This is a genomic window from Duncaniella sp. C9, assembly GCF_004803935.1.
GTDB classification, from domain to species: Bacteria; Bacteroidota; Bacteroidia; order Bacteroidales; family Muribaculaceae; genus Duncaniella; species Duncaniella muris.
This window is the reverse complement of sequence record NZ_CP039547.1, coordinates 3,106,032-3,124,500: the sequence shown is the minus strand read 5'-3', so window position 1 is coordinate 3,124,500 and position 18,469 is coordinate 3,106,032. Positions and strand designations below refer to the sequence as shown.

Here is an 18,469-nt window from a genome sequence, read left to right as displayed (position 1 = left end):
CTTTCAAGAATCATAATTCACAAACTAAAGGAAAATATGAAAAAACTACATATCAAGGCTCTTGCTATGCTGCTTCTGGGCGGAAGCATGGTCAGCTGTGGCGATGACTTCCTGGATTCAAAGATCTATGATGGCATCGACATAGAAACCGGCCTTAACAGCGTCAACAATATAGGCTATGCTCTCAACGGTACATATTACAGTTTTTACCGTTACTATTTCGCCGGTAACTATGCCACTTCATTCGGCGACATCGCATCTGACCTGGCATACTGGAACCGTTCGTCGAGCCACTTCAATGCAATCAACCAGTTCACTCCGTCAGTGACTGACACTTATCTCTCATACATCTGGGAGTATGGTTACAAGGTGGTTGACAACAGCGCCCGAATCATCAAGGCCGGTGAAGCCATGAAAGAGAATGTCCACGAAGATGAAATCGCTGATCTCGACATGTATCTTGCTGAAGCTTATGCGCTCCGCGCCTATGCGAATCTTGTGCTTGTCAATGTGTTCGCCCATCAGGTGATGGTTGACGGTCAGGATTTCTCGGCACAGCCCGGTATCGTTGTGATCAACGAGCCTGTGGCTGCCGGTACGATGGTCAGCCGTAGCACTGTAGGCGATGCCTATACTTCGATTGTCAATGACCTGAAGTCTTCGATCAGCTATTTTGAACTTGCAGGCCAGACAAAAGAAAACCGTGTCTATATGTCGCCGGCGGCAGCATGGGGTCTTCTCTCTCGCGCTTATCTCTACATGGAGAAGTTCGATGAATCGATTGACGCAGCCAAGAAGGCTCTTGCCGCAGCCGGAGATCCGGCGCTTGCCTATACTCCCGCCGCCTACAAGGCTCTCTACAACGGTGAAGGCAGCAACACTGAAAGCTTCTTCTATCTTGCCATCAATACTTCCGATAACTGGAGCGCAAACTCCTGCGGTACACTTTGGTCGAACTACAGCTATGGCCCCACTCCCTATCTGAAGTCAATCATGACAGACGGTGACGTGCGTCGCGCAGTGTGGAGCTGGAATACTAATGACAAGGGTGTCGAAGAATTCGGAAGCGGCAAGTTCGGAGCCTATGGTCTCGGTGGAAACTCGGCTTACGGCACAAACTACCTGATCAACGCTCCTGAGATGTATCTCAACCAGGCTGAAGGCTATCTGCGCTCTTCGTCGGCTGACATCACCAATGCACAGAACGCACTCCTTGTGGTTGCAAAGCGTAACCCGGCCATCACTTCGGTTGCCGATCTGCCTTCTGATAAGGACGGTCTCATGAGCTTCATTCAGGAAGAACGTGCCCGCGAGCTCTTCCAGGAAGGTCACCGTCTCTATGACCTCCGCCGCTGGGATGTAAGTGCAAATCTTGCTCAGGACAATGTTTCTTATCCTGAAATCGACTGGGCAATCACCGGTTTCAAGATCTCTGACTGTGTTTATCCCATCCCTGCTGATGAGATCAATGCCGGATTCGGTGTGACACAGAATGAAGGCTGGCAGACCACATTCCCCAAGAAGTAAAGACCACATCAGCCCATAGCATCAATCTATAATACCGAGGCCGCGCCTGAATTCAACTCAGGCGCGGCCTCCGTTTGTTAATGGCTGATGTCAGTTTCCGGATTTCAGATGATGGATTTTTGGGGACGTGGGCTAAGATTAATAAAATGGAGCAGGATAGCCGTTGAACTCATATCTGAGATTGTGGTTGCGTTCGCCGATTTTTCTTGCCGGAATGCCGGCCATGATTGCAAATGGCTCTACATCTTTAGTCACCACTGCACCAGCTGCGATAACGGCTCCCTCGCCGATATTTACCGAATGAAGTATCGTGGTTCCGGGGCCTATCCAGGCTCGGTTGCCGATTGTCACCTTGAAAGCGGCACTGCTGTTACAGGCGAAGTCCGGATCACGATGATCATGCTGTTCGGTCCAGATATGCACATTGGATGAAAAATTTACATTATCGCCGATCTCTATCCCGTTTCGTGCATCGAGAATCACTTGGTCGCCAATAATTGTTCCGCGCCCGATTTTCAGTTTGTGGTGATCACGGATTTCTGCCCCCCAATATATGGTCGCCATCTTGCCTAATTTCACGCCAAAGATTTTTCGGTATATAAAATTGCGGATTGTGTGTGACGGTATTAATCCTACCTGGAAATCAATATATCGCCTGTAGCCGAAGAAATAGTATTGAGGGGTTTGCAGAAGCTTATGCAGAAATGATTTCCGTGTAGGAGTGCGGTCAGTTGCGCATGTTTCCGCTTCATCGGGTTTGTCAGCGGTGCGATTGTGCAGGCTTTCGGAATTTGTCCACGATTTTTCCTTCCGGATGCGGAATGCGACAAGCAGCGGACACATAAGAATGAAAACAATCCATTTGCCGCATACAATGAGCGCAAGCAGGAGAAGTATGTATGATTCAACATTTAGCATAGATTCAATAATAATCAGTTGGTTGTTTGGAAGCAGGTTTATATGTGTAGGGTTTTGTTACTTGGAGTGTTGCCGGCGGCCGGAGAGAATGAGGACGATGACGGCGAGGATGATGAGCACGATTCCAATCGAGGCTCTTACAGTCAGGATTTCGCCGAAGAGTGCCACTCCGAACATTACTCCGGTGATAGGTTCGAGGGCGCCGAGAATGGAGACCGGAACCGAGCCGATGCACTGGATTGAGATGGCTACTGTCAGCAGCGAGACTATGGTGGGGACAATCGAGATGCCCGCCACGCAGGCCCAGGGGAGCAGTCCGGAGGGCACAGGCTGCACTTCGGTGAAGCCGTCGGTGCGCACGGCGAAGACAATCATGCCGAAGAGCAGCGAGTAGAAGGTGAGAGTGGAGCCTGAGAGATGGCGTATGCGGCTCTTGTTGATCATCACCATGTAGAGCGCATAGGCCAGTGACGAGAGTATGACAAGGGTGACGCCGGTGGCTGTCACATGTGCGCCTTCGCCCGGATTGCACAGAAAGACTACTCCGGTGAGGCAGATGGCTATGGAGATGAGGGTCCACAGCGAGATGCGTTCGTGGAAGAAGATCCAGAGTATCAGCGCTATGAAAACGGGCTCGACAAAGAGCAGCGTGGAGGCAAGGCCTACGTCCATGTATCTGTAGGCTTCGAACAGCAGTACGGATGACATGGCGAAGAAGATGCCGAGGAGCACCATCAGCGGCAGGTCGCGGCGGGCGAGCCGGAAGCTGTCGCCGCGGATGAGCATGATGGTGCCGAGTATGATTGTGGCAAACAGATAGCGGTAGAAGAGTACGGAGGAGACGCCCATCCCAAGTTCATAGAGGGGGACGGCGAAGAGCGGGTTGGTGCCGTAGCTCACAGCAGCAACTGCACCAAGAATATATCCTTTGGTGGTCCGGGTCATGAGATTATGTGAAAAAACGGTGCGGCCGCCGGCCGGTTTTGCGCTTTAACAGTTATTGAGAAAAAACCTCTTAGTTTTTGATGAATGGGAGCAGGAGATTGTTGAGCTGATTGTATTCCACGAGGAAACCGTCGTGGCCGAAGGGGGAGTGGATCTCGCCGTAGACGGCTCCGGGAATCTTGGAGCAGAGTTCCTGCATCTCGCGGGGCGGGAACACGATGTCGGTTTCGAGGCCTACCACAAGGGTACGGGCCTTGATGCGCTTGAGAGCGGCGTCGAGGCCTCCGCGGCCGCGGCCCACGTTGTGGGTGTCAAAGGCTTTTAGAATGGCATAGTAGGAATAGGCATCGAAGCGGCGGCAGAGTTTCTCGCCCTGATACTGCTGGTAGCTCGATGCGCGGTGTATTTCGGGCAGCTCCTCGACATCTTTTTGGGTGAGATTGTAGCCATAATATCCGCGATAGCTCAGCAGGCCGATGGCGCGGGCGGCGGCAAGGCCTTTGCGTCCGGCCTGAGGGTCAGGGTCGCCGAAGGTCGGGTCGGCCTCGATGCTCATGCGCATGGTCTCGTCGATGGCTATGGTCCAGGGTGTGGCTATGGCGTCAGTGGCCATCAGAACGAGCCGTTCGAAGCGTTCGGGTTCCATCACGGCCCATTCGATGGCCTGAAAACCGCCCACAGAGCAGCCTACAAGTACCTTTATCCGGTCAATGCCGAGCGCTTCGGCAAGGACGCGGTGGGCGTTGACAATGTCGCGGATGGTGTAGGGTGGGAAATCTTTGTAGTAGGGTGAGCCTGTGGCGGGATTGGTGTGTAGCGGGGCGGTGGTGCCGTAAGGCGATCCGAGAATGTTGGCGCAGATTATGAAATTGTCGGCCGGATCGAGGAATTTGCCTTCCTCCACGGTGTGTGGCCACCAGTCCTGCACGTCGCTGTTGCCGGTAAGAGCATGGCACACCCAGATGACGTTGCTTTTGTCGGCGTTGAGTGTGCCATAAGTGTGATATGCTATGCGGAGGGCATCGAGCTGCCCGCCGAGTTCAAGGCTGAATGGTTCGGAATGGTGATAATAGTTGATCATTATGAGGCTTCTTAACAGTTGCGGAGCAAAGTTAAGCATAATAAGTAACTCTTCAAAATTACGCAGTCTGTTAGAGAGACGCTATTTGGGCGAATTTCAGAGTTACCCGGCCTGAATGATCAGAATATCACGTTGTATTTGGCCAGAAGTTCTGCGGGGTGGTATGATTCTTTGGCGTGGCGCAGACCGGGATCGCCCACGTCTTCCTCACGGTTGATGTAGATAAGGCCTGGATGGCGTCCGGTCATCATTTCGGCGAAGAGTTTGTTGATGGTCTCGCCGGCTCCGTTGACTTCATGGTCCATTTTTTCGATGTGGACAAAGAGGGTGTCGCCCTTGACTTCGCCGAGGGTGAATGCCACTATGCCGTTGGCCGGAGTGGAGAGTACTGCGCCCTCGAAGCCGAAGAGGCCTGGGGTGGAGAGCACCTGCATCACCTGCTCGCGCTCTATGTCGGCAAGCGCCGGTTTTGACAGCGGAAGATGGCGTGCAAGGAAAAACTCTTTGACAGCGGGAATCAGCTCCGGGGTCAGCGGTTCGAAGGTGTAGCCGGGATTTTCGGCTTCGAAACGGTTGACGTGGTTGCGTTTCTTGCCTAATTTCTTGCCTGAAAGGGTTGCGAGGGCCGAGGCCTCGTAGAGGTAGTCGCTCCAGTCGGCAAGCTGCTGGACGCTGCTTGCTCCGAGGGCTTTGAGCGGGGCCACGAAGGCTTCCGGGACGGCCGAGAAGATGAGGCGGCAGCCTGTGGCGGCGCAGTATTCACGCAAAAGAGCGACCGACTCCTCAAGCCCCATTTTGCCTACGGGGATTGAGAAAGCCGGCCGGCTGACATCGTCTTCAGTGACACCTTTGATGAAAAGAGTGTCATTGAATATACAGTATGAGTAGTCGAAGTATTCGAGCCACATGAATGTGCCGCCTACGGTGAAGTCGCATGTGCGGCAGCATGTCTGCGCGAGCAGCGGTCGCAGAGTGTCGATGTCTGCTATGCGCAAGGGCTTGAAGCTGAGTGAACATTCCTTTTTCGGTCTGGCCTTGAGCGCCGTCTGCGTGGCGGCCGCCGATTGTCGAAGCGTGATCATAATCTGAGATTTCTATGATTGTGTGTTTACTGAAAAACACACTGAGCCCCGATGAGGTTCATCTCAGGCTCCGGAGTGAGGCCCGATTGTGGTGGCTTACTGACGGCCAGAGGTGGCTACTTCGCGGTTGATCTTGGCAACGAGGCCCTGGAGCACCTTGCCGGGGCCGACTTCGATGAATTCGTCGGCGCCGTCGGCGATCATGTTCTGTACGCTCTGGGTCCAGCGCACTGGAGCGGTCAGCTGTGCCACGAGGTTGGCCTTGATCTCAGCGGCATCGGTGTGGGGCTTGGCATCGACATTCTGGTAGACGGGCACTGCGGGGTTGTGGAATTCAGTCGCAGCGATGGCTTCGGCGAGTTCGGCGCGGGCGGGCTCCATGCAGGGTGAGTGGAAGGCACCGCCTACCTTGAGGCGCATGGCGCGCTTTGCACCTGCTTCCTTGAGCTTCTCGCAGGCTGCGTCGATGGCTTCTTCTTCACCTGAGATCACGAGCTGGCCGGGGCAGTTGTAGTTGGCGCAGACAACTACTCCGGGGATCGAGGCGCAGACTTCCTCTACTTTTTCGTCGGGGAGGGCTATCACGGCAGCCATTGTGGAGGGCTTCAGCTCACAGGCTTTCTGCATGGCGCGTGCACGGGCGGCTACCAGACGGAGACCGTCTTCGAAGCTGAGGGCGCCGGCGGCTACGAGTGCCGAGAATTCACCTAAAGAGTGACCGGCTACCATAGAGGGCTGGAAGTCTTCGCCGAGTGTCTTGGCGAGGATCACAGAGTGGAGGAATACGGCGGGCTGGGTTACTTTGGTCTGACGGAGGTCTTCGTCAGTGCCTGCAAACATCAGGTCGGTGATGCGGAAGCCGAGAATCTCGTTTGCCTTCTCGAACATTTCCTTGGCTACTTCATTGCTTTCATAGAGGTCTTTGCCCATTCCTACGAACTGGGCGCCCTGACCGGGGAATACGTAAGCTTTCATTGAATTGTCGTGAATTTGAATTCGTTTGAATATGATTGGTTTGAGAGTACAAAGTTACGCTTTTCTATTGATTAGTTAAGGTTCAAAAACCATTTTTAACATCAGCGGAGTCTGCGGTGACGGGTTTTAAACAGATTTGCAGCAAAAAAATCACTAACTTTGCAGAAAACCCAAATATCAGAATGACACCCTGCATTTTCAATCTCGGCACCGGAGAGATCATTGTGATTCTCGTGGTGGTGCTTCTGCTTTTCGGCGCCAAGCGCATACCCGAACTTGCCCGCAGCATGGGCAAGGGCATCAGCCAGTTCAAACAGGGCATGAATGATGCCGTCAGCGAAATCAAAGATAATACGACCGAAAATTCCGACAAAAGCGCTGCTGAAAAGTGAGCGGCGAAATGGGATTCTGGGATCACGCCGAGGCCCTGCGCGGAGTGCTGCTCCGCATGGCGGCCGTCATCGTTGTGCTTACGGTCGGGCTGTTTGCGGCCATGCCCCACATTTTCGATTCTGTGATTCTGGCTCCGTGTCGGGGCGACTTCATTCTCTACCGGTGGCTTGACAGCATTTCTGCGACTTCACTGATGCCGGGAGGCAGTGGCGGCGATTTCGAAGTGCATCTGATCAACATCCGTCTGGCCTCGCAGTTTTTCATCCACATGTCAACCTCCTTCTGGCTGGCTGTAGTGCTTGCTTTCCCGATATGTGTGTGGCTGCTCTGGGGCTTCATAGCACTTGGGCTTTACGAAGAGGAGAAGCGTGGGGCGCGAGGCGCGTTTTTAGCCGGAAACCTGATGTTTTTCTTAGGCGTTGCCACCGGCTACTTCCTTGTGTTTCCGCTGACTCTGCGCTTCCTTGCCGACTATCAGCTGAGCGCACTGATTCCCAACCAGATCTCGCTTGATTCCTATATGGACAATTTCATGATGCTGATTCTTGTGATGGGCATTGTGTTCGAGCTGCCCCTGGTGGCATGGATGCTGGGCAAGGCCGGAATTGTCAGCCGCGGACTTTTCAACCGCTACCGCAGGCATGCCGTGGTGGCGCTTCTGGTGGCGGCGGCTGTCATAACCCCGACGGGCGATCCGTTCACCCTGATGGTGGTCTTCCTGCCTCTCTATCTCCTCTGGGAGCTTTCGGCTCTGACTCTCCCTTCTGAGAGGTCGTTTAAAAAAGAAAAATCAGAAACTGAAACGATAAGTAACTTATGAAAATTGGCATTATAGTGGCCATGAGCAAAGAGCTGGCCATGATATTACCCCTTCTCTCCGATGCGACTGTAGAAACCCGTGGTGCTGTCACTCTCCACCGCGGACGCATAGGCGGCAATGACATTGCCGTGATGCAGTGTGGTATAGGCAAGGTCAACGCGGCTATCGGCGCCGTGAGCCTGATCGATGCTTTCTCACCTGATCTGGTGATCAATACCGGAGTTGCGGCAGGCGCCGGAGATGACATCCGGGTGATGGATATAGTGGTGGCCGACTCTCTCGCGCATCATGATTTCTGGTGCATAGGCGAGGAGTGGGGCCATGTGCCCGGCTGTCCCCGTCTTTTCCCGGCCGAGGTGCCGGCTGTTGCGGAAAAAAGCGGAGCGAAGAAGGGTCTCATCGCCTCCGGAGAGCTGTTCATAAGCCGCAAGGAGGAAATCGATTCGATCCGCTCGCACTTCCCGATGGTGAAGGCCGTCGACATGGAGTCGGCCGCCATAGCCCAGGCCTGCTGTCTGCGCCAGGTGCCGTTCATGTGTCTCCGCGTGATCAGCGACTCGCCCTGGACCTCTCATGACAATTCGAGCCAGTATGAGGATTTCTGGACTGAAGCTCCGCAGAAGTCGTTTGCAGCAGTGAGCGAGATTCTTGCTTCATTGTGATCCGTCTACGATTCTGAAAACAATCTCTTAAGACTACTTATGGAAAAAATAGCAAGCTTTACGATTGACCACAACCGTCTGCAGCGGGGCGTCTATGTGTCGCGCCGCGATGTCACCCCCTCAGGCGATGTGCTCACTACTTTTGACATACGAATGACCGAGCCAAACCGCGAGGAGGCTCTGACACCTGAGGCGCTGCATGCAATGGAGCATCTTGCCGCCACCTTCCTGCGCAACCATCCGCAGTGGAAAGACCGTGTGGTCTACTGGGGCCCTATGGGTTGCTGCACCGGCAATTATCTGATTCTGCAGGGTCAGCTTGAATCGGCCGAAATCACAGGTCTGATACGCGAGACAATGGAGTTTGTAAGCTCCTTTGAAGGCGAGGTGCCGGGAGCCACTCCGCGTGACTGCGGCAACTGGTCGTTCATGGATCTTGAGGCTGCCCGCAAGGCTGCCCGCCGTTATCTCGACGAGGTGATCTGCTGTCTGAAACCTGAAAACCTTGTCTACCCTCAGTGATGAAAGACCTGAAAGGGATCAAGGGTAAATATTACATAGCCCGTCTGATAGAAGAGGGCGAGCATGAGCACCAGGATTTCAAATTTGCCATCTCGGATGCCCGTAAGATTGCCCGCAGCATATCGGCCTTTGCCAACAGAGACGGCGGCCGTCTGCTCGTTGGGGTGAAAGACAACGGCGTGGTGGCAGGTGTCAGAAACGAGGAAGATATCTTTGTCATAGAGCAGGCCGCCGAGATGTATTGCCGTCCTCCGCAGGAAATCCGGGTCACGGCTTTCAAGGCCGAGGAAGAGAAGACGGTGCTGCGCATCGAGATTGACCGCGCGCGGCGCCGGCCGGTGCTTGTGATGGAGGCTGACGGATCGGCCCATGCCTATTACAGGGTCAAGGACGAGAATATCTCGGCCACGCCGCTTATGGTCCGTGCCTGGGAGGCTGCTTCTTCCGAGACCGAGGGGGTGCTGATCTCGCTGAGCGAGTCGGAAAGCCGGCTTGCAGGTATGCTTGCCGAGGGGCCTGTCACGCTTGAAGAGTTCATGCTTGCGGCAAAGGTGTCGCGCTCGATGGCCGAGGATATAGTGGTCAGACTCCACACCATGAATCTGCTCGATTTCGTCTACAATGGCAAGACCTTCCTGCTCTGCCGCATGGAGGAGCCCGAAGATGAATAGCGACAGCGTCTGCGCCCGGAGGGCTATTGAAGTCCGCTCCGGTCTGAATGATAAAAAACTCGTCTGGCTGACATTTGTGTCTGCCGGACGAGTTTTTTTATGGATTGAAGTGGGCTCCTGTTGATGCAGGAGTCTACCTGTCATGCCACTTTATCAGATGCGGGCTTTGATGGCTTCAGTTTCTTTTTCATAGCCGGGTTTTTCGAGGAGAGCGAACATGTTGCGCTTGTAGGCTTCCACGCCGGGCTGGTTGAAGGGGTTGATGCCGAGGATGTAGCCGCTGATGCCGCAGGCTTTTTCAAAGAAGTAGATGAGCTGGCCGAGATATTTCTCTTCGAGGGCGGGGATGGTCACAAGGATGTTGGGAACACCGCCGTCGACGTGAGCCAGACGGGTGCCGAGTTCTGCCATCTTGTTTACTTCGTCAACGTGCTTGCCGGCGATGTAGTTGAGACCGTCGAGGTTAGCCTCGTCAGAGGGGATGAGTTTTTCGTGCTTGCTTTCGCCTACAGAGATCACGGTTTCAAATATGGTGCGTTCGCCTTCCTGAATCCACTGGCCCATCGAGTGGAGGTCGGTGGAATTGTCGACAGCGGCGGGGAAAATGCCCAGATTGTCTTTGCCTTCGCTTTCGCCGTAGAGCTGCTTCCACCATTCGCCGAAGAAGTGGAGTTTGGGGTTGTAGTTCACGAGGATCTCGGTCTTCTTGCCGGCTTGATAGAGGGCGTTGCGGGTTTCGGCATAGAGATATGCGGGGTTCGAAGCGTCAGCCGAGTTGGTCATCTTTTCCATTTCAGCCGCACCGTCGATGAGAGCGCGGATGTCAAAACCGGCCACTGCGATTGGGAGCAGGCCCACGGGGGTGAGCACCGAGTAGCGGCCGCCCACGTTGTCGGCGATGACGAAAGTCTTGTAGCCTTCTTCGGTAGCGAGGCGGCGGAGAGCGCCACGCTGGGCGTCGGTGATGGCTACGATGCGCTTGCGGGCTTCTTCAAGACCGAGCTGGCGTTCGAGCTGTTCTTTGAGCAGACGGAAGGCGATGGCCGGTTCTGTGGTTGTTCCGCTCTTGGAGATCACGATGATGCCGAAGCGTTTGTCTTTGAGATAGTCCTGGAGTTCATAGAGATAGTCTTCGCCGATGTTCTGGCCTGCGAAGAGCACCTTGGGGTTGCCCTGTTCTGCGGGACGGTATGCGGCAAAGCTGTCGCTGAGAGCTTCGATCACGGCTTTTGCTCCGAGATAAGAGCCGCCGATGCCGATGGCTACCACTGTGTCACAGTCGCGGCGGAGTGCTTCGGCTGTGGCCACGATGTCGTCAAGGAGAGCATCGGTGGTTTCCGTCGGGAGGTTGACCCAGCCGAGGAAGTCGCTGCCGGCTCCGGTTCCGTTGAGAACTTTGTCGAGCGCGCTTGCGGCATTCGCATCGAGCTTATTGATCTCGTCCTGGCTCACTGTGCCGAGGACGTCTTTGATGTCAACATGTAAGGTCTTCATGTTATTTTATTTTTTAATTTGGTAAGATCTCTGTTGCGTGGGGCGCTGATTGCAGTACCCGCTTATTTATATAAACCATTTTCCGAGCGATCTGATTGACCGTTCGGCATTGGCGTGGCGGTAAAGCACATCGTAGACGGCGTCAAGGATCGGCATTTCAACCCCGTAGCGCTTGTTGATTTCCTTTATGCACTTTGTGCCGTAGTAGCCTTCGGCTGTCTGCTCCATTTCCATTCTGGCGGTTGACACGGAGTAGCCTTTGCCTATTATGGAGCCGAAATTGTGGTTTCGGGAGAAGCGTGAGTAGGCCGTCACCAGCAGGTCGCCGAGATAGACCGAGTCACAGATGCAGCGCGGGCGGGGGCATACTTCGTCAATGAAGCGCTCCATCTCGCGGATGGCGTTGCTGACGAGCATGGCGAGTAAATTGTCGCCTCCCTTCATGCCGTGGACAATTCCGGCGGCTATGGAGTAGACGTTTTTCAGCACGGCCGCATATTCGATGCCTTCCACGTCGCTTGATGGTATGGCGCGGGTGTTGGGCGAGGTTAGCAGCTTGCCGAAGAGTTCGGCGTTGGCCACGTCATGACAGCCTACTGTCAGAAAACTCGGCCGGTCGAGGGCCACTTCCTCTGCATGGCAGGGGCCGGCCACCACCAGCACGTGTTCGGGCTTCACCCCGAAATGGTGGACGACGAAATCCGAGATGATCTCGTTGTCGCCGGGCACTATGCCCTTGACAGCCGAGACGATGTGTTTGTCGGATATGTCGGTGGTGATTTTGTTGATATGGGTTTTGAAGTATGGCGAAGGCATGACCATCAGCAGAGTGTCAGCCTGGGAGCATACGTAGTTTATGTCGCTTGAAAATTCAATCCGTGTGACGTCAAACTGGACGTCGGTGAGGTAAGCGGGATTATGGCCGAGCTTTTTGAAGTCGTCGATACGGTCATCGCGCCGCATATACCAGAGTATGGAGTCACAGTTGCGCAGGAGGAGCTTGGCGAGCGCTGTAGCCCAGCTCCCGCCGCCCATCACTGCTATTTTGTTGAATGCCATGAGTATGCGCGAAATGATTTTGAGTGTCAGGGTCGAATGAGTGTGGAGTCTGTTATTCGCCTGCCGCGGGTGTGGCGGCTGCTATCCACTGTTCGATTTCGTCGACGAGGGGAGCTTTGAAACCGAGTTTGAATTTCTTGTTGATGCCGCAGAGTTCCTGGTGGAGTTTTCCGGCGCTCTGGGCCGAGAGAAGTTCTACGGTGTAGACTCCGGCCTTGTAGAGGGGCGCTACCCATTCGGCGGGAACGCCGAGGGCGGTGAAGGCTTCCTCCTTGTCGCGGCGCTGCACCTTTTCGGGGCGCATCTGCGGGAAGAAGAGCACTTCCTGGATGGTGCTCTGGCCGGTCATCAGCATGACGAGGCGGTCGATGCCCATGCCCATGCCTGATGTGGGGGGCATGCCGTATTCGAGAGAGCGCACAAAGTCCTGGTCGATGATCATTGCTTCGTCATCGCCCTTGTCGGCAAGCTTCATCTGCTCAACGAAACGTTCATACTGGTCGATCGGGTCGTTAAGTTCCGAATAGGCGTTGGCGAGTTCCTTGCCGTTGACCATCAGTTCGAAGCGTTCGGTAAGTTCGGGGTTCTCGCGGTGTTTCTTGGTCAGAGGCGACATCTCGATGGGGTAGTCGATGATGAAGGTGGGCTGTATGTAGCTGCCTTCACACTTCTCGCCGAAGATTTCGTCGATGAGTTTGCCTTTGCCCATAGTCTCGTCTACTTCGATGCCGAGAGATGTGGCAGCTTCTCGGAGCTGCTCTTCGGTCATGCCGGTGATGTCTATTCCGGTGTGCTCCTTGATGGCATCGGTCATGGTGACGCGGCGGAAGGGAGCCTTGAAGCTGATCATGTTGTCGCCAACCTTGATCTCTGTGGTGCCGTTGACTTCGAGACAGATGGTCTCAACGAGTTTTTCGGTGAATTCCATCATCCAGTTGTAGTCCTTGTAGGCCACGTAGATCTCCATGCAGGTGAATTCCGGGTTGTGGGTGCGGTCCATGCCCTCGTTGCGGAAGTTTTTGCCGATTTCATAAACTCCGTCAAAACCACCTACAATGAGGCGCTTGAGATAAAGCTCGGTGGCGATACGCATGTAGAGCTCCATGTTGAGGGAGTTATGGTGGGTGATGAAGGGACGGGCGCTTGCTCCGCCGGCTATCGACTGGAGAATCGGGGTCTCTACCTCCATGTAGCCGTGGTCATTGAAGAACTTGCGCATTGAGTTGAGCACTTTGGTGCGCTTTACGAAGATATCTTTCACGCCGTCGTTGACAATGAGGTCAACGTAGCGGCGGCGGTAGCGGAGTTCGGGATCATCAAAAGCGTCGTAGGTCACACCGTCTTTCACCTTCACGATGGGCAGCGGGCGCAGTGACTTGCCGAGCACTATCAGCTCCTGGGCGTGAACCGAGATTTCGCCGGTCTGTGTGCGGAACACGTAGCCTTTGATGCCTACAAAGTCACCGATGTCAAGCAGTTTCTTGAACACCACATTGTAGAGGTCTTTGTCTTCGCCCGGACAGATTTCGTCGCGGTTCACATAGACCTGGATGCGGCCTTTGGAGTCCTGAAGTTCAAGAAAAGAGGCTTTGCCCATGATGCGGCGGCCCATGATTCGGCCTGCTATGGCCACATCGCGGCGGGGGGCTTCGTCTGCAAAAGTTTCTTTAATTTCGTCGGAGTAGCCGCTGACCGGAAATTCGGCTGCGGGGAAGGGGTCTATGCCACGGCGACGCATTTCGTCAAGACTGCCTCGACGTACGATCTCTTGTTCACTGAGTTCAAGGACATTCATATATTGATGATTTTGATTTTATTTGCTTATATATATTAAGGTGTAAATGTAGCTTGTTTTCCGACCGCAGTGGCGGGAAATAAGTGCAAATTTAAATAATTTTTCGCCTATGCCCAACAAAATAGGCTCCAAAACCTAATGGCTATTGTTAAAAACGCTAAAAATGAGGCCGTTGAGGCCACACTGAAATTTGGCCGGCGGTCAGATGCCGGAGCGTCTATTCAGGAGGGTTTTAAACAGTTTCTTAAACAGCCTCGAAATGATTCGCCTCGGCGAGGCTGGTTGACAGATCTGTCTGCTAACCAGCCTTGCCGAGGCGGAATATCGTGGGGGACTAATAGCGGTTGTCAGCTGCGGGTCACGGTCAGACCGGAGCGCGAGAGCGACATGTCGACGAAGCGGGCGTTGGGACGGAGCGGGTCGGCATTCAGTGTCTGACGGATGCGTGCGGCGGCTTCCGGATCTTTTGCCACCATGTAGAGATAGCCTCCGCCACCGGCTCCGGGGAGCTTGTAGCCGAGACAGAGATCGTCGATGCGGCGGGTGATGGCCTCGACTGCCGGCGGGTTGGTGCCGCTGTCAAGAGCCATGTTCTGGGCCCAGGTGTCGCGGATCAGGCGCCCCATGCGTTCGAAGTTGCAGCGCTGGATGGCGTCGAACATTTCAAGCGTGTGGGCTTTCATGTGGCGCAGCAGGCGCAGCTGTTTCCCTTCGTTGAGGAACATGTTGCGGACAATTTCGGCGAGAATGTCTTTGGCGGTGCGGGTGATACCTGTGTAGTAGAGCAGGTGGCAGGCCGAATAGCCGGGATCGGTGAACACGGTGTCGGGGAGCCAGTTGACAGCCGGGTTCTGGTCGAAGCCCTTGGTGCTCTGCAGAAGTTTGACTCCGCCGAGCACTCCGCCGTACTGGTCCTGCCAGCCTCCGCCGGTGGTCAGGAGCTGTTCGAGCACGAGAGTGCGCTTGCAGATCTCGTTTTTGTCCCAGGCCAGGGCGCAGAAGACGCTGAGGGCGCCGAGCACTGTGGCTGCGAGGATGCTGCTTGTGCCCAGACCGCTGCCTGCGGGGATGGCTGAGAAGAGGGTGATTTCCAGTCCTGAGCCGAAGTCGAGAAGCTGGTCGCGGAGTGAGGGGTAGCTGACACTGCAGAAACGGGGATGGAAACCTGCAAGCGCCAGTGCGGCCTTGGGGATTGAGAATGGACTGCCTACGCGGTGGAAATCAAGGATTCCGTCAAAGGATTCGATGATTTCTTCGGCGCCGAGGTCGATGCTGCGGCAGATAATGTGGGGCTCCGGGCAGGGCCGCACGTAGGCCTGGAGCGGCTGCTGGCCGTTGAGCTCGATGGCGAAGTTGATCACATTGCCACCTTCCATCAGACAGAACGGCGGGGTGTCGGTCCAGCCTCCGGCTATGTCGATGCGCACCGGGGAGCGGCTCCAGACAATCTGGTCGGAGCAGACGTCGCGCCGGGGGAGTTCCTTGTGTTCGAGCACGGTGCGGGTGAGGCCTTCGCGCAGGAGCGAGAAGGCACGCTCTTCATGGGCCTGCGGGTCGGCTCCGGTGAGTCTGCTGACCTCCGCGCGGAACATCGAATCGCTGATGCGGGTGATCAGCGGTTCGTCATCGGCGAGCGGAGCGGGCATCTTCAGGGAGTCATTGGCAAAGGCCGTTGCGGCTTCGCGCAGGTCGCTCTGATAGAAGACGCTGTGGCGGTGGTTGGCGGCAAGGGCCTCGCGGTTGGCACGGCGGAATCTGCGGCGCTGGTCAACGAGGCGGTCCAGGCGGGCTATGTCGGAGATGCGCTCGGCGCTGATCAGCTCATAGGCCGAGAGGTCGGCTTCTCCTGCGAGCATGGCTTTGATGACGCGGCCCGTTTCGGCGATGTCGCTGACGATGGGGAAGCGCGGGCGGGTCTGCTCTTCGCCGGCAAATTTGTCGTCGATGCCGTAGACGCGCACGGCGAATCCGTCATCGCCCACGGGGACAATGTCTATGCACTGGCCTGGGGCGAGAGCCAGCTGCCAGTCGTTTTCAGGTATGCCTGTGAGGATGTGGTCAGAGGTGAGCTGCCATCCGGCGCCTATGCAGCTGTTTTCAATCCAAATGTTGGTGTTGGCCGAGGTGAATCTGATTCCGGCCTTGGAGTTCTGGACGAAAATTGACGGATGGGGCTTGCGGTCGCGGTGCATGATCTCGCGCTGGTCGTTGACAATGTTCTGTACGGCGAGGGTAGAGCTGATCATCTCGCGTCCGGTGCCGTAGTGGTAGAACTCTCCTCCCGGCAGGGGGACTATGGCTACCTTGAGCTGGCTCAGTTCCGGATCGGCTACACCGGGATTGGTGCCCAAGGCGCATCCGAAGTCTGAGTAGAGGTCATATTCGCGGAGCGCTCCCTCGGCGTCGCGGCTACGCCGGCGCAGCAGTTCCACGGCCCGGTCGCTCAGAAGCCATACGCCTATGTCGGTCAGGTAGTAGCCGGTCTGCAGGAGTGAGTTGAGAGTGTCGACGGAGGGTTTCTGCAACATGCGGTCGAGAATCGAGGGAGTGGAGTGGGTGCTGTAGAAAACGCCGTGGTCTTTGGCTATGGATGAGTCGAGCCAGAGACCATAGCAGACCACGTCTGCCTCAGGCACCGGGGGGAGCTGGGCGGCCGCGCGGATATAGACATCGCCGCTGACAATCATGGTGTGGACGTTGGCCGGAGCGGCGTCCATGATGCGTTCGTAGAGAGGCAACTGGAGGTCAAGCAGGGTCTGGGTGATGGACTGTCCGCGCTCCCAGCGGAACACGGGGACCGGGGTGAGAATCTTGCCTGAGGGTGCGTAGGAGGGGAGGCGGCGGCTCTGCCCTCCGGCGTGGAGTATGATGCGTTTCTGGCCGGCAAGCCAGTTTTCGAAGGGCTCGGCCGATGATTCGGAGGCTCGGTGGCATTCTTCGAGTATCCAGGTGGTGCCGCCGCCGCTGCCGAGGCGGTGGCCGATGGGGTCTGATGTGCAGAAGTAGTCCGAAGCGGGAAGTCCGGTGATTTTATGGAAACAGCCCACGAGGTTGGGTGGGAGCGATAGCAGTTTTTTTGTCATGGTGATGATGGATAAGACAGGGGGTGGGGTGGAGGAAGTTTGGTTTGCTTCTTATTCAGTCTCGCCGGAGTGTGTGCGGCGATAGGCGCGGGTTCCGTAGGCTGTGATGACGATGAAGCAGATCAGAGGAATGGCGAATGAGAGATTGGTCGACGGAAGTCCGCCGGCGGTCACTCCGGAGTCGATGACGAGGGCCTGGAGCGGGGGAACACCGAACCGCCGAGAATCGACATGATGAGTCCGGCGCTGCCGAATTTGACATTGTCGCCGAGTCCGCGCAGGGCTATGCCGTAGATGGTGGGGAACATGAGCGACATGCAGGCGCTGATGCCTACGAGGCAGTAGACGCCTGAGCGGTCGGTCATCACTATGGCGCCGACAGAGAAAATGGCCGCCAGGATGCCGAGAATTGAAAGCAGGCGTCCGGGGGCTATGTATTTCAGGAACCAGGTGCAGACAAAGCGGCTGCATGTGAAGCAGATCAAGGCCGCGATGTTGAATTTCTGCGAGAGTATCTCGGCGCTGCGTTCGTCCATGCCTTCTGACATGAAGACGTGTGTGCCATACTGGATGATAAATGTCCAGCACATCACCTGGGCGCCTACATAGAAGAACTGGGCTATGACACCTTCGCGGTAGTTTTTGATTCTGACAAGCTCGCCGAGAGCGGTAGAGAGTTTCTTGCTCGAACGGGTGTCGCCGGCCTTCGGCATCTTGAGCAGGCGCACGAGTATGATGATGGCCACGAGCACGGCGGCTATATAGATGTAGGGCTGGATGAGCACCCACAGGTCGTCGCTTTTAATCTGTTCGAATTCTTCGGGCGAGAGCAGGGCGCGCTCGGCGGTGTCGAGTGGATGAAGCCGCTCCTGCACAAAGTGCATGGCCACATACATGCCGGCCAGTGCTCCGATCGGGTTGAAGGCCTGGGCGAGGTTCAGACGCCGGGTGGCGCTTTCTTCCGGTCCCATGCAGTAGATGTAGGGGTTACAGCTCGTCTCAAGAAAAGACAGGCCGCAGGTCATGATGAAATATGCCGCGAGGAAGGGATAGTAGAACCCGGCCATCTGAGCGGGGATGAACATGGCGGCGCCGACGGCATAGAGCGAGAGGCCAAGAAGCACACCGGCTTTGTAGGAATACCGCTGGATGAACAGTGCGGCGGGGAAGGCCATGCAGAAATAGCCGAGATAGAAGGCCACCTGGACAAGTGCGCCTTCAGTAACGCTCATGCGGAAAATCTTGGAAAAGGCTTTGACCAGCGGACCGGTAATGTCATTCGCAAAGCCCCATAGAGCGAAACATGAGGTGATGATGATAAAGGGCAAGAGAAGGCTTACGCCGTCGCGCGACAGCAGCGGAGCTTGTTTTGAAGAACTCATGAGTAATTAGATATCTGTATGATATGAAAGTTTAGAAGGCTTTTTATCCGTGCAAAGTTA

Annotated in this window: 15 protein-coding genes and 1 pseudogene; 6 read left to right on the top strand and 10 right to left on the bottom strand. The window is 55.6% G+C overall.

All coding sequences use genetic code 11. The annotated features are described in order from the left end of the window. The first annotated feature begins 36 nt into the window (after positions 1 to 36). Positions 37 to 1,527 (top strand): RagB/SusD family nutrient uptake outer membrane protein, encoded by a 1,491-nt coding sequence (locus tag E7745_RS13265; RefSeq protein ID WP_136409019.1) that lies wholly within the window; start codon positions 37 to 39, stop codon positions 1,525 to 1,527. Positions 1,528 to 1,665: 138 nt separating this feature from the next. On the opposite strand, the gene E7745_RS13260 is transcribed toward E7745_RS13265, so the two are convergent. From E7745_RS13260 to fabD, 5 genes are all read right to left on the bottom strand, one after another. After that, complete coding sequence (locus E7745_RS13260; RefSeq protein ID WP_136409018.1) at positions 1,666 to 2,445, bottom strand: DapH/DapD/GlmU-related protein; 780 nt, start codon at positions 2,443 to 2,445, stop codon at positions 1,666 to 1,668. 57 nt (positions 2,446 to 2,502) lie between these two features. Continuing rightward, entirely contained in the window at positions 2,503 to 3,390 is an 888-nt protein-coding gene (locus E7745_RS13255) for a DMT family transporter (protein ID WP_136409017.1), read from the bottom strand. Between the two features lie 70 nt (positions 3,391 to 3,460). Next, on the bottom strand, positions 3,461 to 4,471 hold the full coding sequence (gene metX / locus E7745_RS13250; RefSeq protein WP_136409016.1) for a homoserine O-acetyltransferase: 1,011 nt from the start codon (positions 4,469 to 4,471) through the stop codon (positions 3,461 to 3,463). 119 nt (positions 4,472 to 4,590) lie between these two features. Then, positions 4,591 to 5,553 carry a DUF2156 domain-containing protein gene (locus E7745_RS13245; protein WP_123398523.1) on the bottom strand — a complete coding sequence of 321 codons (963 nt, stop codon included), beginning with the start codon at positions 5,551 to 5,553 and terminating at the stop codon, positions 4,591 to 4,593. A gap of 96 nt (positions 5,554 to 5,649) precedes the next feature. After that, positions 5,650 to 6,528, bottom strand: a complete 879-nt coding sequence (gene fabD / locus E7745_RS13240; protein WP_136409015.1) for an ACP S-malonyltransferase — start codon at positions 6,526 to 6,528, stop codon at positions 5,650 to 5,652. A gap of 182 nt (positions 6,529 to 6,710) precedes the next feature. On the opposite strand from fabD, the gene E7745_RS13235 reads away from it, so the two are divergent. From E7745_RS13235 to E7745_RS13215, 5 genes are read left to right on the top strand one after another with little or no spacing between them, the layout of a single operon-like run. Beyond that, positions 6,711 to 6,920, top strand: a complete 210-nt coding sequence (locus E7745_RS13235) for a twin-arginine translocase TatA/TatE family subunit (protein WP_107031283.1) — start codon at positions 6,711 to 6,713, stop codon at positions 6,918 to 6,920. A gap of 8 nt (positions 6,921 to 6,928) precedes the next feature. Further along, positions 6,929 to 7,741 carry a twin-arginine translocase subunit TatC gene (gene tatC / locus E7745_RS13230; RefSeq protein ID WP_136409014.1) on the top strand — a complete coding sequence of 271 codons (813 nt, stop codon included), beginning with the start codon at positions 6,929 to 6,931 and terminating at the stop codon, positions 7,739 to 7,741. Next, entirely contained in the window at positions 7,738 to 8,403 is a 666-nt protein-coding gene (locus E7745_RS13225) for a 5'-methylthioadenosine/adenosylhomocysteine nucleosidase (protein WP_123398520.1), read from the top strand. Before tatC ends, E7745_RS13225 begins: the two co-directional genes overlap by 4 nt. A gap of 39 nt (positions 8,404 to 8,442) precedes the next feature. After that, on the top strand, positions 8,443 to 8,925 hold the full coding sequence (locus tag E7745_RS13220) for an S-ribosylhomocysteine lyase (protein ID WP_123398519.1): 483 nt from the start codon (positions 8,443 to 8,445) through the stop codon (positions 8,923 to 8,925). Further along, entirely contained in the window at positions 8,925 to 9,596 is a 672-nt protein-coding gene (locus E7745_RS13215; protein ID WP_136409013.1) for a helix-turn-helix domain-containing protein, read from the top strand. The genes E7745_RS13220 and E7745_RS13215 overlap by 1 nt, the downstream gene beginning before the upstream one ends. Before the next feature lie 153 nt (positions 9,597 to 9,749). Here the strand turns inward: E7745_RS13215 and E7745_RS13210 are convergent, their stop codons facing one another. The 5 genes and pseudogenes from E7745_RS13210 to fucP form a co-directional block, all read right to left on the bottom strand. Continuing rightward, entirely contained in the window at positions 9,750 to 11,090 is a 1,341-nt protein-coding gene (locus tag E7745_RS13210) for a glucose-6-phosphate isomerase (protein WP_123398517.1), read from the bottom strand. Between the two features lie 66 nt (positions 11,091 to 11,156). Next, positions 11,157 to 12,149: an NAD(P)H-dependent glycerol-3-phosphate dehydrogenase gene (locus E7745_RS13205; RefSeq protein ID WP_240740320.1), complete on the bottom strand. Its 993-nt coding sequence runs from the start codon at positions 12,147 to 12,149 to the stop codon at positions 11,157 to 11,159. Between the two features lie 52 nt (positions 12,150 to 12,201). After that, the gene (gene lysS / locus E7745_RS13200; protein WP_123398516.1) at positions 12,202 to 13,944 is read right to left on the bottom strand and encodes a lysine--tRNA ligase; all 1,743 of its coding nucleotides are present in this window, start codon (positions 13,942 to 13,944) and stop codon (positions 12,202 to 12,204) included. A gap of 347 nt (positions 13,945 to 14,291) precedes the next feature. Continuing rightward, positions 14,292 to 17,027: a bifunctional fucokinase/fucose-1-phosphate guanylyltransferase gene (locus tag E7745_RS13195; RefSeq protein WP_136409012.1), complete on the bottom strand. Its 2,736-nt coding sequence runs from the start codon at positions 17,025 to 17,027 to the stop codon at positions 14,292 to 14,294. 51 nt (positions 17,028 to 17,078) lie between these two features. Next, positions 17,079 to 18,409, bottom strand: a pseudogene (gene fucP, locus E7745_RS13190) (L-fucose:H+ symporter permease). Between the last annotated feature and the right edge of the window lie 60 nt (positions 18,410 to 18,469).

Excerpts from the sequence above, each read along its gene's own strand:
- E7745_RS13265 (WP_136409019.1), top strand. The coding sequence starts at position 37 with ATGAAAAAACTACATATCAAGGCTCTTGCTATGCTGCTTCTGGGCGGA.
- E7745_RS13260 (WP_136409018.1), bottom strand. The coding sequence starts at position 2,445 with ATGCTAAATGTTGAATCATACATACTTCTCCTGCTTGCGCTCATTGTA.
- E7745_RS13255 (WP_136409017.1), bottom strand. The coding sequence starts at position 3,390 with ATGACCCGGACCACCAAAGGATATATTCTTGGTGCAGTTGCTGCTGTG.
- metX (WP_136409016.1), bottom strand. The coding sequence starts at position 4,471 with ATGATCAACTATTATCACCATTCCGAACCATTCAGCCTTGAACTCGGC.
- E7745_RS13245 (WP_123398523.1), bottom strand. The coding sequence starts at position 5,553 with ATGATCACGCTTCGACAATCGGCGGCCGCCACGCAGACGGCGCTCAAG.
- fabD (WP_136409015.1), bottom strand. The coding sequence starts at position 6,528 with ATGAAAGCTTACGTATTCCCCGGTCAGGGCGCCCAGTTCGTAGGAATG.
- E7745_RS13235 (WP_107031283.1), top strand. The coding sequence starts at position 6,711 with ATGACACCCTGCATTTTCAATCTCGGCACCGGAGAGATCATTGTGATT.
- tatC (WP_136409014.1), top strand. The coding sequence starts at position 6,929 with ATGGGATTCTGGGATCACGCCGAGGCCCTGCGCGGAGTGCTGCTCCGC.
- E7745_RS13225 (WP_123398520.1), top strand. The coding sequence starts at position 7,738 with ATGAAAATTGGCATTATAGTGGCCATGAGCAAAGAGCTGGCCATGATA.
- E7745_RS13220 (WP_123398519.1), top strand. The coding sequence starts at position 8,443 with ATGGAAAAAATAGCAAGCTTTACGATTGACCACAACCGTCTGCAGCGG.
- E7745_RS13215 (WP_136409013.1), top strand. The coding sequence starts at position 8,925 with ATGAAAGACCTGAAAGGGATCAAGGGTAAATATTACATAGCCCGTCTG.
- E7745_RS13210 (WP_123398517.1), bottom strand. The coding sequence starts at position 11,090 with ATGAAGACCTTACATGTTGACATCAAAGACGTCCTCGGCACAGTGAGC.
- E7745_RS13205 (WP_240740320.1), bottom strand. The coding sequence starts at position 12,149 with ATGGCATTCAACAAAATAGCAGTGATGGGCGGCGGGAGCTGGGCTACA.
- lysS (WP_123398516.1), bottom strand. The coding sequence starts at position 13,944 with ATGAATGTCCTTGAACTCAGTGAACAAGAGATCGTACGTCGAGGCAGT.
- E7745_RS13195 (WP_136409012.1), bottom strand. The coding sequence starts at position 17,027 with ATGACAAAAAAACTGCTATCGCTCCCACCCAACCTCGTGGGCTGTTTC.